The 13,926-nt window shown below is 57.7% G+C and carries 16 protein-coding genes; 12 read left to right on the top strand and 4 right to left on the bottom strand.

The annotated features are described in order from the left end of the window. Positions 1 to 24 precede the first annotated feature (24 nt). Positions 25 to 1,032: an RNA polymerase sigma factor RpoS gene (rpoS, locus tag ACA059_RS25465; protein ID WP_008154012.1), complete on the top strand. Its 1,008-nt coding sequence runs from the start codon at positions 25 to 27 to the stop codon at positions 1,030 to 1,032. A gap of 483 nt (positions 1,033 to 1,515) precedes the next feature. Here rpoS and fdxA read toward each other — a convergent pair whose 3' ends face one another. Continuing rightward, the gene (gene fdxA / locus ACA059_RS25460; protein ID WP_003222178.1) at positions 1,516 to 1,839 is read right to left on the bottom strand and encodes a ferredoxin FdxA; all 324 of its coding nucleotides are present in this window, start codon (positions 1,837 to 1,839) and stop codon (positions 1,516 to 1,518) included. 142 nt (positions 1,840 to 1,981) lie between these two features. Beyond that, complete coding sequence (gene mutS / locus ACA059_RS25455) at positions 1,982 to 4,561, bottom strand: DNA mismatch repair protein MutS (protein ID WP_497631430.1); 2,580 nt, start codon at positions 4,559 to 4,561, stop codon at positions 1,982 to 1,984. A 211-nt stretch (positions 4,562 to 4,772) separates the two neighbouring features. On the opposite strand from mutS, the gene ACA059_RS25450 reads away from it, so the two are divergent. The 9 genes from ACA059_RS25450 (at position 4,773) to recX (ending at position 10,754) form a co-directional block, all read left to right on the top strand. After that, positions 4,773 to 5,507, top strand: coding sequence for a LexA family transcriptional regulator (locus tag ACA059_RS25450; RefSeq protein ID WP_282377059.1), 735 nt, complete (start codon positions 4,773 to 4,775; stop codon positions 5,505 to 5,507). Between the two features lie 495 nt (positions 5,508 to 6,002). Then, complete coding sequence (locus tag ACA059_RS25445) at positions 6,003 to 6,191, top strand: Com family DNA-binding transcriptional regulator (RefSeq protein WP_081757428.1); 189 nt, start codon at positions 6,003 to 6,005, stop codon at positions 6,189 to 6,191. A gap of 7 nt (positions 6,192 to 6,198) precedes the next feature. Further along, a complete protein-coding gene (locus ACA059_RS25440; protein ID WP_497631429.1) occupies positions 6,199 to 6,780 on the top strand; it encodes a DUF642 domain-containing protein in 582 nt (193 codons plus the stop codon). 130 nt (positions 6,781 to 6,910) lie between these two features. Next, positions 6,911 to 7,258 carry a phage holin family protein gene (locus ACA059_RS25435; RefSeq protein WP_033053935.1) on the top strand — a complete coding sequence of 116 codons (348 nt, stop codon included), beginning with the start codon at positions 6,911 to 6,913 and terminating at the stop codon, positions 7,256 to 7,258. Positions 7,259 to 7,479: 221 nt separating this feature from the next. After that, positions 7,480 to 8,043: a glycoside hydrolase family 19 protein gene (locus ACA059_RS25430; RefSeq protein WP_497631428.1), complete on the top strand. Its 564-nt coding sequence runs from the start codon at positions 7,480 to 7,482 to the stop codon at positions 8,041 to 8,043. Then, positions 8,025 to 8,561 carry a lysis system i-spanin subunit Rz gene (locus tag ACA059_RS25425; protein ID WP_497631427.1) on the top strand — a complete coding sequence of 179 codons (537 nt, stop codon included), beginning with the start codon at positions 8,025 to 8,027 and terminating at the stop codon, positions 8,559 to 8,561. Before ACA059_RS25430 ends, ACA059_RS25425 begins: the two co-directional genes overlap by 19 nt. 80 nt (positions 8,562 to 8,641) lie before the next feature. Then, complete coding sequence (locus tag ACA059_RS25420; protein WP_150654843.1) at positions 8,642 to 9,142, top strand: CinA family protein; 501 nt, start codon at positions 8,642 to 8,644, stop codon at positions 9,140 to 9,142. 83 nt (positions 9,143 to 9,225) lie between these two features. Continuing rightward, on the top strand, positions 9,226 to 10,278 hold the full coding sequence (gene recA / locus ACA059_RS25415) for a recombinase RecA (RefSeq protein ID WP_282376924.1): 1,053 nt from the start codon (positions 9,226 to 9,228) through the stop codon (positions 10,276 to 10,278). An 8-nt stretch (positions 10,279 to 10,286) separates the two neighbouring features. Then, positions 10,287 to 10,754, top strand: a complete 468-nt coding sequence (recX, locus tag ACA059_RS25410) for a recombination regulator RecX (protein WP_497631426.1) — start codon at positions 10,287 to 10,289, stop codon at positions 10,752 to 10,754. A gap of 40 nt (positions 10,755 to 10,794) precedes the next feature. On the opposite strand, the gene ACA059_RS25405 is transcribed toward recX, so the two are convergent. Further along, on the bottom strand, positions 10,795 to 11,913 hold the full coding sequence (locus ACA059_RS25405; protein WP_497631425.1) for an LOG family protein: 1,119 nt from the start codon (positions 11,911 to 11,913) through the stop codon (positions 10,795 to 10,797). 374 nt (positions 11,914 to 12,287) lie between these two features. Between ACA059_RS25405 and ACA059_RS25400 the strand changes: the two genes are divergently transcribed. Next, entirely contained in the window at positions 12,288 to 12,482 is a 195-nt protein-coding gene (locus tag ACA059_RS25400) for a hypothetical protein (protein WP_095128071.1), read from the top strand. Here the strand turns inward: ACA059_RS25400 and ACA059_RS25395 are convergent, their stop codons facing one another. Beyond that, positions 12,483 to 12,908, bottom strand: a complete 426-nt coding sequence (locus ACA059_RS25395; protein WP_008153984.1) for a PA3611 family quorum-sensing-regulated virulence factor — start codon at positions 12,906 to 12,908, stop codon at positions 12,483 to 12,485. It abuts the gene before it with no gap. Between the two features lie 189 nt (positions 12,909 to 13,097). On the opposite strand from ACA059_RS25395, the gene ACA059_RS25390 reads away from it, so the two are divergent. Further along, positions 13,098 to 13,832, top strand: a complete 735-nt coding sequence (locus ACA059_RS25390; RefSeq protein WP_283183243.1) for a tRNA-uridine aminocarboxypropyltransferase — start codon at positions 13,098 to 13,100, stop codon at positions 13,830 to 13,832. Positions 13,833 to 13,926 lie beyond the last annotated feature (94 nt).

The raw sequence follows: 13,926 nt of genomic DNA, 5'->3' as shown, positions 1-13,926 counted from the left end.
CGAACTCACCAAAGGACTATAACAATGGCTCTCAGTAAAGAAGTGCCGGAGTTTGACATCGACGATGAGGTTCTCCTGATGGAGACCGGCATCGGTACGGATTCGATGTCGAATGATGAAGGGGCTGCTCCACCTTCCGTTCGTGCCAAATCCAAACACTCCGCCTCGTTAAAGCAACACAAGTACATTGACTACACGCGTGCGCTCGATGCCACGCAGCTGTACCTCAATGAGATTGGTTTTTCCCCTCTGCTATCCCCCGAAGAAGAAGTTCATTTTGCGCGCTTGTCGCAAAGTGGAGATCCGGCCGGGCGCAAACGCATGATTGAAAGTAACCTGCGGCTGGTGGTGAAAATCGCCCGGCGTTACGTCAATCGTGGTCTGTCGCTGCTTGACCTGATCGAAGAGGGCAACCTCGGTCTTATCCGGGCGGTAGAGAAGTTCGACCCCGAACGCGGCTTCCGCTTTTCGACCTACGCGACCTGGTGGATTCGTCAGACCATCGAGCGCGCGATCATGAATCAGACCCGGACCATCCGGTTGCCGATTCATGTGGTCAAAGAGCTCAACGTGTACCTGCGGGCTGCACGGGAGCTGACGCAAAAACTCGATCACGAACCCTCACCCGAAGAAATTGCCAACCTGCTGGAAAAACCAGTGGGCGAGGTCAAGCGCATGCTCGGCCTGAACGAGCGGGTTTCTTCGGTCGACGTCTCGCTGGGTCCGGATTCGGATAAAACCCTGCTGGACACCCTTACCGATGACCGTCCAACCGATCCATGTGAACTGTTGCAGGATGACGACCTGTCCCAGAGCATCGATCAATGGCTCTCGGAGCTGACCGACAAGCAACGTGAAGTGGTGATACGCCGCTTCGGCCTGCGCGGTCACGAGAGCAGCACGCTTGAAGATGTAGGCCTGGAGATTGGCCTGACCCGGGAGCGTGTCAGACAGATTCAGGTTGAAGGCCTGAAGCGTCTTCGGGAGATTCTCGAGAAGAATGGCCTGTCGAGCGAGTCGCTGTTTCAATAAGTAATTTGCTGGCTGGCATTAAGAAGCCCCGACTGGTTCGGGGTTTTTTTTTGCCTGGGAGACAGGCTGGGAGTTCCCTCCGTAATCCCTCTGGTTTGTAGTCTCTTGCTGTAAGTGTTTGCTTACTCTTTCGTAAGTGTTCGCTAATTCAATGAGTAGCAGTCGTACATATTCCTACGTGAGCGAAGATTAACTAATTGATTTATATACTTATTTTTTTAGATTAATAGCTTGTGACAGGCAGTTTCAGCTATCGGGGGCGATTGCTCTTGGTAGGGAACTCTCTAGTATCTGAACTGTGTCGACGGACAGACACGCCCTTCAAGGATGAGGGGAAAGGACATCGCAGGAAGCGATTCATCAGGACGATGAAAAGGAACACAGGGAATAGGGAAAAAATGTGGGCGGGTCAAACCGCCCCTTTTTTTGCCTGCAGAAAAGCAAAAAGGCCCGCAAGGGGCCTTTTCGAGAACGCGGGGGTAATCAGCGTTCGAGGTCTTTGATCTTGCCTTTGACGCCATCCCACTCTTCGGCATCGGGCAACGATTCTTTCTTCTCGGTGATGTTGGGCCAGATTTCCGCCAGCTCAACGTTCAGCTGAATAAACTCCTGCATGTCTTCCGGGACTTCATCTTCGGAGAAGATGGCCACGGCAGGGCATTCTGGTTCGCACAGTGCGCAGTCGATGCACTCATCCGGGTGAATCACCAGGAAGTTCGGGCCTTCGTAAAAGCAGTCCACCGGACAGACTTCTACGCAGTCGGTGTACTTGCACTTGATGCAGTTGTCGGTGACGACGAAGGTCATTTCTAATTTTCTCCTCAGGCGGCGGCAGCGGAGCCCCTTCACGTTGGGGTCGCCAGGTTTGGGAGCGATAGTCTGCTGGTCAGGCTATAAGCCAGCAGCATCCCAAACCGCGCGAGATTCTAACAGCTTGCAGGCAAGTGCGTTAGATCCGTGTCTTTAGTGTATAGAGCATTTCGAGCGCCCGACGCGGTGTCATGTCGTCCAGATCAAGTTTGGCCAGATCATCCAGCACCGGATGCGGCAGGCAGGCGAACATGTCGCTCTGCTGCGGCGCGGCCGGTTTGCCTTTGGCAGTCTTGGGAACTTCATGAGGCAGGGCGGTCGCTTCCAACCGTCCCAGGTGTTCGCGAGCCCGCACGATCACTTCGCTCGGCACACCGGCCAATTGCGCAACCGCAAGGCCGTAGCTCTGGCTGGCAGGCCCTGGCAGCACGTGGTGCAGGAACACGATGCGTTCGTTGTGCTCGGTGGCGTTAAGGTGGACGTTGGCCACCAACGGCTGGGCTTCCGGCAACACGGTCAGCTCAAAGTAGTGGGTGGCAAACAGCGTATAAGCCCGCAGATGCGCCAGGCGTTCGGCCGCCGCCCACGCCAGGGACAGACCGTCGAAGGTGCTGGTGCCGCGACCGACTTCGTCCATCAGCACCAGGCTGCGCTCGGTGGCGTTGTGCAGAATGTTCGCGGTTTCGCTCATTTCGACCATGAAGGTCGAACGCCCGCCGGCCAGGTCATCGCTGGAACCGATCCGGGTAAAGATCCGGTCCACCAGAGACAATTCGCAACTGGCCGCCGGCACGAAGCTGCCGATGTGTGCCAGCAGCACGATCAGAGCGGTCTGGCGCATGTAGGTGGATTTACCACCCATGTTCGGACCGGTGATCACCAGCATGCGGGTGTTGTCGTCGAGGCTCAGGTCGTTGGCCACGAACGGCGTGGTCAGCACTTGCTCGACCACCGGGTGACGACCCTGGCTGATGCGCATGCACGGCTCACTGACGAAGCGCGGGCAGTTCAGATCGAGGTTCAGCGCGCGTTCGGCAAGGTTGCTCAGCACGTCCAGTTCGGCCAGTGCCGCGGCGGTGTCCTGCAACGGTGGCAACTGGGCGATCAAATCTTCGAGCAGTGCTTCGTAGAGCATCTTCTCGCGAGCCAGGGCGCGGCTCTTCGCCGACAGCGCCTTGTCTTCGAACGCCTTCAATTCCGGCGTAATGAAGCGCTCGGCACCTTTCAGTGTCTGACGACGGATATAGTCTGCCGGCGCCGACTCAGCCTGCTTGCTTGGCAACTCGATGAAGTAACCATGAATGCGGTTGTAACCGACTTTCAGGTGCGACAGGCCGGTACGGGCCTTCTCGCGGGCTTCGAGGTCGATCAGGAACTGCCCGGCGTTTTCGCTGAGCGATTGCAAATCGTCCAACTCGGCGTCGTAGCCGGTTTTCAACACGCCACCATCACGGATGACGGCTGGAGGGTTGTCGATGATGGCTTTTGCCAGCAGCGCCGCCAGTTCCGGGTAGGTGCTGGTGGTCTTCGCCAGTTGAATAATGTGCGGAGCTTCCAGCTCGGTCATCGCAACCTGCAACTCAGGCAATGCACCGAGTGCATCGCGCAGGCGAGCCAGGTCACGAGGGCGGGCATTGCGCAGGCCGATCCGCGCCAGGATCCGTTCGATGTCGCCGATTTCCTTGAGCTGCGGTTGTAGTTTCTCGAAGCGGTAACCGTCGAGCAGGCAGGTAATCGAGGTCTGGCGCGCCAGCAATACGGTCAGATCCCGCAGCGGACGGTTCAGCCAGCGGGTCAGCAGGCGGCTGCCCATGGCGGTTTGGCAGCGATCGACCACCGATTGCAACGTGTTGTCGCGACCGCCAGCCAGGTTGGTGTCCAGTTCCAGGTTGCGACGGCTCGCGCCGTCCAGCACTACGGTGTCGTCCAGGCGTTCATGACGCAGGCTGCGCAAATGGGGCAGGGCGGTGCGCTGGGTTTCCTTGGCGTAGCTGAGCAGGCAACCGGCGGCGCCGATGGCCAGGGTCAGGTTCTCGCAGCCGAAACCTTTCAAGTCCTGGGTAGAAAACTGCTGGCAAAGACTTTTCAGCGCCGAATCACGTTCGAAATCCCACGGCGCACGGCGACGAACCCCACGACGTTTCTCCGCCGGCAGATCCTTCGGCCAGTCGTCCGGGATCATCAGCTCCACCGGATTGACGCGCTCCAGTTCTGCCAGCAAGTTTTCCCAGCCCTTGATCTCCAACACGGTGAAGTTGCCGCTGGTGATATCCAGCACCGCCAGGCCGAACAGACGCTCGTCACCCAGCACCGCCGCGATCAGGTTATCCCGACGCTCATCCAGTAGCGCTTCATCGCTGACCGTACCGGGGGTGATGATCCGCACCACCTGGCGATCCACCGGCCCCTTGCTGGTCGCCGGGTCGCCGACCTGCTCACAGATCACCACCGACTCGCCGAGTTTGACCAGTTTCGCCAGGTAACCTTCCGCGGCGTGGTAAGGAATCCCACACATCGGAATCGCCTGACCCGCCGACTGCCCACGGGCGGTCAGGGTGATGTCCAGCAACTTGGCGGCTTTCTTCGCGTCTTCGTAGAAGATCTCGTAGAAGTCGCCCATGCGGTAGAACATCAGCTGGTCAGGGTGCTGGTTTTTCAGGCGCCAGTACTGCTGCATCATTGGCGTGTGGGAGGACAGATCAGAGAGCGCTTTATTCATCGGATAATCAGGCAAATTCGTTGAAAGGTGTAGGGCAAAGGAGGGGCATCGGCCCGGCTTTTCCGCGATGGGCGCAAGGTTAACATGGGCGGTCCACCCGACGCAGGCATGAAAGCCCCGGGATACATTTCTTCTGTCTATGCACGACATATGCGCAATTTATGCAATTTGGCATTTGTCTTCCGCGAAAAGAACAAGCACTATGCGCTTTATGCAAAAACGCAATGTTTCTACCGTCTTAAGAGCGCTGCTCGATCAGCACGGGATCTCCCCCACGGAGCTTCACCGTCGCACCGGCGTGCCTCAATCCACTCTCTCGCGGATCCTCAGCGGGAAGATCGTCGATCCTTCGGATAAACACATCTCGAAGATCGCCGAGTACTTCGCCGTGAGCACCGACCAGTTGCGGGGCCGGGCGGATGTCGCGCCGGCAGCCAACACCGGGCGCGATCAATTGCATTCGGAACTCAAGGACATAAGTCTGTGGGACGACGATACGCCCGTCGATGATGACGAGGTATCGGTCCCCTTTCTTCGCGAGGTTGAATTGGCTGCAGGATCAGGAAGATTCGTCATCGAAGAGAGCGAGCGCTCTAGCCTGCGCTTCGGCAAGCGGAGTCTGCGCCACAACGGCGTACAGTTCGACCAGGCCAAATGCGTGACGGTACGCGGCAACAGTATGTTGCCGGTACTGCGCGACGGCGCCACCGTCGGCGTTAATGCCGGCAAGTGCGGGATCGGCGATATCGTGGATGGCGACCTTTATGCCATCAACCACAACGGCCAGCTGCGGGTGAAACAGCTGTATCGCCTGCCTACCGGTATTCGCCTGCGCAGCTTCAATCGAGATGAACATCCGGACGAGGACTACACCTTCCAGGAAATCCAGGAAGAGCAGATTGTCATCCTCGGTCACGTCTTCTGGTGGGGCATGTACGCCCGTTAACCTCACCGCTGTCAGATAAAACCCGCCATTGAGCGGGTTTTTTTTCGCCTGCCGAAAAGCCGTCAGCGCCTTTGCCTGCGGGACTTTCATGCGTTAATGCATTTATTGCGCATAAATAAATGCATTTGTGCATTGACTGTATATGCATCCATGCATATTCTTTGTCTCAAGCCGCTCAACAAAGCAGCTCGAAACGAAGCTCTTTAGTTCCACCACAAAGGCAGCGATGAACCGGCCTCAACGGTTCAGAGGGTTGGCAACTGACCCGGGTGTGCAGCGTAAAGCACCACAAGCAGTTATCCGGCGGGCAGGGACCGCGGTCGGAAAAACAATTTGAATCGATCCGTACCGCGCCAGTAGCGCCGAAAGATCAACGCGAAGGACCGCATTACTGAAAGGCCCGGTAAGCGCCGGGCTTTTTGGAATGCCTACCTCGTCCGAGGTTTATCAACCTCAACTACAGAAAGGATTCGGCAGAAGCCAGGAGGCATCTCGATGTTGAAAGATTGCAGATGTGGGCAGTGCAAAAGACTTCTCGCCCGAGTGGGTGAGTACACCGAGCTCCAGATCAAATGTTCCCGATGCGGGACTTTGAATCATGTGAAGGCAACGAGCCTCGAGCGATCGCCTGTGAGCGACATGAGCGCTGCATCAGCAGCACAAATAACTCAATTAACTCAATAGGTGAACCATGAACGATTTCAAGAAATATGTTGCCCCGCTGTTTCTGTCCGCTGCTCTGCTCGGCGCTGGGGGCAACGCTGTTGCCGCTAACCTTTTGGTCAACGGTAGCTTTGAACAGCCAGGCTGCAGCGGTAGTTGCATACTGGATACCACGGAGAAAACCAACTTCATCACGGGTTGGACGACGTTTCTGTCCGGTGCCGAGTACTTCAATATGCCCGCCTCGATCGGCGGCTCTGTCGCCGCGGATGGCGTTGTAATTGTCGACTTGGCCAACAACGTTTATGGCAACGGCGGCGGCATTCAGCAGAACTTTGCCACCACGGTCGGCGCCAAGTACCGATTGACCTTCAGTGCGGGTAATTCGCGCTACGCCAGTCGCTCCGGCGACGGTGTCATCCAGGTGAAAGTGGCGGGGCAAACCGCCACCTTCAACACCCCGTCCGCTAACGGTGCAACAGTCGTGTGGAGCGCCATCACTTACGACTTCACCGCCACCACGGCTCAAACGACCCTGGCCTTCTCCAACGAGCAGAACCCGTACGCCAACTTTGCCTTCATCGACAACGTAATCGTTGAGCCTATTTAAACCCTGATCGCCTTCATGAACAGGACTTGCAGTCGTTTCTCTGCGCTTGAGCGGCGACTGCTGATCACCAAGGCTGCATCCGAAACACACCATCCAATTACTCATCAATCACCCCCCCCGGAGGCGTGACATGACAAACGAGCAACAAGCGTTGCTGGACATGCCGATCTGGCTCGTCATCGTCCTCGCACTGGTGGGCGGGGTGTCCGGCGAAATGTGGCGCGCCGACAAGGAGGGCGCCCGTGGCTGGTCACTGCTGCGGCGTCTGGCCTTGCGGTCCGGGGCCTGCATGGTCTGCGGGGTCTCGGCAATCATGCTGCTGTATGCCGCTGGCGTGTCGATCTGGACGGCTTGCGCCTTCGGTTGCCTTACGGCGATGGCCGGGGCAGATGTTGCCATTGGCCTTTATGAGCGTTGGGCGGCCAAGCGGATTGGCGTTTGCGAAGTACCGCCGCGAGATAACCCCCAGGATCACTGAACACAAAGCCCAATGGAATGGCGAGCAGCGGTGCCGACCGGCATCCGACCCGCAAGGACGCGGGTTTCCCAAGGCCAGTACCTTTCACTCAAACCCGCCAACCAAGCGGTTTTTTTATTGCCCGGTGAAAACACCATGAAGATCACCCCACTGATAACTCAACTGCGTGATCACTGCCCAAGTCTTGCCGATCGTGTCGCCGCCGGCATTCTGGAGGCTATATGACCGTTACGCAGCAACAACTACAGATCGTTATGCCCAACGCTCGCTCCCAAGCGGGCGTTTTCATTTCTGCACTCAACACCGCCATGACCCACCACAACATCAACACCCCCAAACGCATCGCCGCCTTCCTCGCGCAAGTCGGTCATGAATCAGGGCAATTGCAGTGCGTACGAGAACTGGGTAGTACTCAATACCTGAGCAAATACGACACAGGCACCCTGGCCGCCCGTTTGGGTAACACTCCGGAACCCGACGGCGACGGTCAAAAATACCGTGGCCGAGGCCTGATTCAGATCACTGGTCGCGACAATTACCGTCAGTGCAGTCTCGGACTCTTCGGTGATGATCGTTTACTGTTTTTGCCAGGGCTTCTGGAAAAGCCCCGGTGGGCCGCCGAATCGGCCGCGTGGTTCTGGGATCAAAATGGCTTCAACGAACTGGCCGATCGCGACCAGTTCAACAGCATCACCCGCCGCATCAACGGCGGCCTGAACGGTTTGCAGGATCGCTTGCAACTCTGGGCGAGGGCGAGGGCGGTGTTATGCCAGCCTTCGGTTTGATCCCGATGTCTTACCGCGTCATTGGCGTTGTTGTGTTTCTGGCTGTGTTGGGCGGTGGCTCGGCGGCGCTGGCCTGGCACTTTCAGGATTGGCGGTATGGCCGGCAACTGGCGGAACAGGCCAGGCTGCACGTCGAGGCACTGAATCAGCTGACGCTGGCAGCCGCAACGCAGCAACAGACCGAGCAGGACAAGCGTCTAGCACTGGAGCGGCGTCTTTCGACCAGCGAACAAACCCATTACCGAGCGCTTAGCGATGCCCAACGTGATCAAGGTCGCCTGCGCGATCGTCTTGCCACTGCTGATGTGCGCTTGTCAGTCCTCCTCGATGCCCATGACACTGCCTCTGTCTGTGCAGTGCCAACCGCCTCCGGAGCCAGCCGCGTGGATCATGGAGCAGCGCGCGCCCGACTTGACCCGGCGCATGCTCAACGAATTGTCGCCATCACCGACGCCGGCGACCGCGGACTGATTGCCTTGCAGGCCTGTCAGGCTTATATCAGGGCCCTCGCTCGCTAACATTTTGATCGATCCTGTGCCTTGCAAGCGCGTTACGCTCGTGTACGGTAGTTCTCATTCCGCTTGCTCAGGAGATGACCGTGAAAGAAATCACCCAACTGGCCGCTGAACTTGGCAGGCGCTTGCAGGTTCTCAATGCCCACGTTACCGCCGCCGAGTCCTGTACCGGCGGCGGGATCAGCGAGGCGATCACCCGGATTCCGGGGAGTTCGGCATGGTTCGAGGCCGGTTATGTCACTTACTCCAACCGCCAGAAAACCGAGCAATTGAATGTCCCGGTCGAGTTGTTTGCGACGGTGGGGGCGGTCAGTCGCGAGGTGGTCGAGGCCATGGTCCGCGGCGCGCAGGAGAAAAGCCGGGCGCAATTTGCCGTGGCTGTCAGCGGTGTGGCGGGACCGGATGGCGGTTCGCCGAGCAAGCCGGTGGGCACCGTGTGGCTGGCCTGGGGCGTTGGTGAACAGGTGTTCAGCGAGGTGCAGTACTTCCCCGGCAACCGCGACGAGGTCCGCCGACAAACGGTGAAGGCCGCGCTAGAGGGGCTGCTGCGCCATGCCGCTGGAGAAATCTCAAATCAGGGGTAGGCGATCCTGAAACGCTGTGGAATAATACTGGCTACTTATACAGGTGTTGGCCGTCAGGCCTTATTGATTACGTGAGGACTTTAATGGACGACAACAAGAAGAAAGCCTTGGCTGCGGCCCTGGGTCAGATCGAACGTCAATTCGGCAAGGGTGCCGTAATGCGTATGGGCGATCAGGACCGTCAGGCGATCCCGGCTATCTCTACTGGCTCTCTGGGTCTGGACATCGCGCTCGGCATTGGCGGTCTGCCAAAAGGCCGTATCGTTGAAATCTACGGTCCTGAATCCTCCGGTAAAACCACGCTGACACTGTCGGTGATCGCCCAGGCTCAAAAAGCTGGTGCGACCTGTGCATTCGTCGATGCTGAACACGCCCTCGACCCTGAATACGCCGGCAAACTGGGCGTCAACGTCGACGACCTGCTGGTTTCGCAGCCGGACACCGGCGAGCAAGCCCTGGAAATCACCGACATGCTGGTGCGTTCCAACGCGGTTGACGTAATCATCGTCGACTCCGTTGCGGCTCTGGTTCCAAAGGCTGAAATCGAAGGCGAAATGGGTGACATGCACGTGGGCCTGCAAGCCCGTCTGATGTCCCAGGCGCTGCGTAAAATCACCGGTAACATCAAGAACGCCAACTGCCTGGTTATCTTCATCAACCAGATCCGCATGAAAATCGGCGTGATGTTCGGCAGCCCGGAAACCACCACCGGTGGTAACGCGCTGAAGTTCTACGCTTCGGTTCGTCTGGATATCCGCCGTACTGGCGCGGTGAAGGAAGGTGATGAGGTTGTCGGTAGCGAAACCCGCGTCAAGGTTGTGAAGAACAAGGTAGCTTCGCCGTTCCGTCAGGCCGAGTTCCAGATTCTTTACGGCAAAGGCATCTACCTCAACGGTGAGATGATCGACCTGGGCGTGCTGCACGGTTTCGTCGAGAAGTCCGGTGCCTGGTATGCCTATGAAGGCACCAAGATCGGTCAGGGCAAGGCCAACTCGGCCAAGTTCCTGGCAGACAATCCGGAAATCGCCACCAAGCTCGAGAAGCAGCTGCGCGACAAGTTGCTGACTCCAGCGCCGGACGTTAAAGCATCGCCAGTCAAAGAGACTGCTGATGACTTGGCTGACGCTGATATCTGATTGATCCGATGACCGCCGTACTCGATACACTCGTCGCGGTGCGGCGAACCGCAATGGACCTGCTCGCGCGACGCGAGCACGGTCGAGTCGAGTTGACGCGTAAACTGCGTCAACGCGGCGCCCTCGCTGAAATGATCGACACGGCACTCGACCGCTTGACGGAAGAAGGCCTGCTGTCCGAATCCCGTTATCTCGAAAGCTTTGTTTCCTACCGTTCCCGTTCCGGTTATGGCCCTTTGCGTATTCGCGAAGAGTTGAGCCAGCGCGGCCTGCAACGTACCGACATCGAACTTGCTTTGCGCGAGAGCGGTATCAACTGGCAGGAACAACTGGAAGACACCTGGCGGCGAAAGTTTTCCGGGCATTTACCGATAGACGCCCGGGAACGTGCCAAACAGGGCAGGTTCCTGAGTTATCGGGGATATTCCATGGAAATGATCAGCCGCTTGTTCAGCGGCCGAGGGATGGACGATTGACTGAACGGCTCGCTATTTCGATAGCGGGCCGTTTTTTTATCTACGTAACCTTGGACGGTTCCCGCGAGCGCTGTTGCGCCTGGGGTTGGGATTGCGCCCAGTTTTCCGGCAGGTTGATGTAGTCCACCAGTTCCCGCAGGCGTCCATGATCACGGGCGTTGAAGGTGAAAGCGAGTCGCGCCAGGTGGCTGAACTGCGGTTCGTCGTGTTCCTCTCCGCTGTAGGCGTGTTGATGGAAGTGATCGCTCAGACACAGGTCGGCAAATGCCTCCTGCATATGTTCGAGCGCCTGGTCGCTGAGCTTGTGATTCATGCGGATCACGAATTGATGCTTGAGCCAGCGGCTGGAGTGGAAGTTGCTGTAGAACTGGTTGATCTGCTCCACAGCCTCTTCCGCGCTATAGACCAGACTCACGAGTTTCATATCGGTCGGCAGGATATAGCGATTTTCCTCCAGTTGATGGTGAATGAAGTCCAACGCGCCTTGCCAGAATTTGCCGCCGGGGGCGTCCAGCAATATCACGGGCACCAGCGGGCTTTTGCCAGTCTGGATCAGTGTCAGCACTTCCAGCGCTTCATCCAGGGTACCGAAACCGCCAGGGCACAGGACCAGCGCATCGGCTTCCTTGACGAAGAACAGCTTGCGGGTAAAGAAGAAGTGGAAGGGCAGCAGATTGGTTGTGCCATTCACGGTGGGATTGGCATGCTGCTCGAAGGGCAGGGTGATATTGAATCCCAGGCTGTGTGCCAGGCCAGCACCTTCATGAGCCGCTGCCATGATGCCGCCACCGGCACCGGTGATAACCATCAGGTCTGAGCGCGCCAGCGTGGCGCCAAGTTCCCGGGCCAGTCCGTATAACGGATGTTCTATCGGTGTTCGGGCCGAGCCAAAAACGGTGACCTTGCGGCGCCCCCTGAATTGCTCCAGAACACGGAAAGCGTGTTCCAGTTCACGCAGGGCTTGAAGGGTGATCTTGGCATTCCAGCGGTTGTGATCTTCCTGGGCCATGCGCAGCACGGTCAGGATCATGTCACGGTAGATCGGGATGTTCGGGCTGTTGGGTGAAACAAGGTTGAGTTGCTCTTCGACCTTGCTGATGAGGTCGTGGCCGCTTTCTTCAAAATGACGGCTCAGGAGGTCATTCGGTTGGTAAGGCATCAACTTCTCCTTCCATACAGGCTCTGTTTTTCCCTTGGGTGAAGGAAACATTCGCACAACAAGACGTGCAATGGGCAGCCCCCTTCCTGCCCTGAAAAGTAAACGTGAACACTATGAATCTAGACCCTCGCAGCGTTTTTCGCTGACTTGATCATTGCGCCGCAAAGTCTTTCCTGGCAACCGCTTATTGGCGATTTGCAAGGTGCTTTCACCGCTCGTCTGAACGCAAGGCGAGTGTCCGACAGTCTGATTTACTAAATTACAGGCACGACACGACAAATTTGCGTCAAAGGAGGACGTACGGCACAAGCGGTTCAAGGATTTTATCGCTCTCAAGCAAGGGCGAGGTGCAGGGAGGCGGGAGGCGGGAAGCTATGGCCAGAGTCATTCTGGAGATCGATACGCAACTGTATCGATTACTGAAATCATCAGCCGAGACCAATCATCTGAGTCTCGAAGAAGAGTGCTGCCGGCGTCTGGAGGGGGCCGACCGACGTTCCCGTTATTTGCAGGCGTTGTTGGCAGAACTGCGCGCCGAGGATGAACAGCGGCGCGCCACTTCCCGATGATTACTTCTTCTTGGCCGGAGCCGCTTTCGGGCAGTCCGATTCCTGATAGCTGGCAGAGCCCACTGAGCGGTTGGTCTTCACCTCAGTGAAGTCGTAACGCATGACCGCGCCCTTGGCCATCAGTTTGCGGAACGATGGGTTGTTGCATACAGAGGCGCCAAGCTGGAAATACACGGCTTTCGGGTCGGCACGCATCTTGTTGGCGTGGCTGCTTTGTACGCTTAGATGGTTGATCAGCGTGTTGCCTTCGACGGTGTAGCCCTGATCAAGAATGTCTTCGTTGATTGCCCGTGGAGTACCAACACTGCTTTGTGTGGCGACGTTTCGCAGCTCTCTGTTGAGATTCTGCTCACTCAAGGAAGCAGCCTGAGCGCTGAAGGACGACGCCAGCAAAATGGCAGCGGTGGGAACGATAAGGCGCAGCATGAAACTCTCCTGGTTCAGTGACTGGTTGTTCGACCCGTCACATGACTGTGCGTTCAGTGGCGGCGAATTATAGGGGACGAGGCCTGGACGGTACAGGCTTGCGCCGGCTGCTCTGATAAACTGCCGCCACTTTCTGCCCTGCCGAGTGTTTTTCGTGTCGATTTTCTTCCCCTGCCGGCGTTGCCTGCGATGAACCCTGCAACCCCACGCTTTGCTGCAAACGCAGTAGCCCGCTTGCGCGATGAGCGAGAGGAAGAGGGCATCAAGCCGATTCAGGCCCGAGGCTGGAGGGCACCGCGTTGCCGAGCCTGCCGCGTGATCGAGAGCCACTGCCTGTGCGCCTGGCGCCCGCAGGTCGAGGCCCGTTCTGGCGTGTGCCTGATCATGACCAACAAGGAAGTGTTCAAGCCGAGCAACACCGGTTGGCTGATCGCCGATGTGGTACGCGACAACCATGCATTCATCTGGTCGCGTACGGAGGTTGATGAGCAATTGCTGGCGCTGCTGGCCGACCCGCAATGGCAGCCCTATCTGGTGTTTCCGGGTGAGTACGTCGAACCCGAGCGTGTCACAAACAGCGTCGATGCCGATAGTTCGAAGCGTCCGCTGTTCATTCTGCTGGATGCCACCTGGACAGAAGCCCGGAAGATTTTCCGCAAAAGCCCCTACTTTGATCGGCTTCCGATCCTGAGCCTGTTGCCCGAGAAGTTGTCGCGGTACCGGTTGCGCCGATCGACCCGCAGCGAGCATTTATGCACAGCCGAAGTGGCGGCGTTGTGTCTCGATCTGGCGGGTGATACCGAGGCAGCGTCGGCACTGGACGCTTATTTCGACGTGTTCAGCCAACATTACCTTGATGCCAAACATCAGCTTGAAATGAATGTTTCAACACCGGCACACGCCGAGCTGATGCCTTTTGTGTAAATCGGCGCCCCTGTCACGCGCTGATTGTCGCCCATACTGCAAAGAACTGTACTGGCCATGCACCTTGACCACCCCGACTTCGCTGGGCATGCTT

Source organism: Pseudomonas sp. LBUM1647, assembly GCF_059716175.1.
This window is presented reverse-complemented; position numbering and strand designations above follow the sequence as displayed.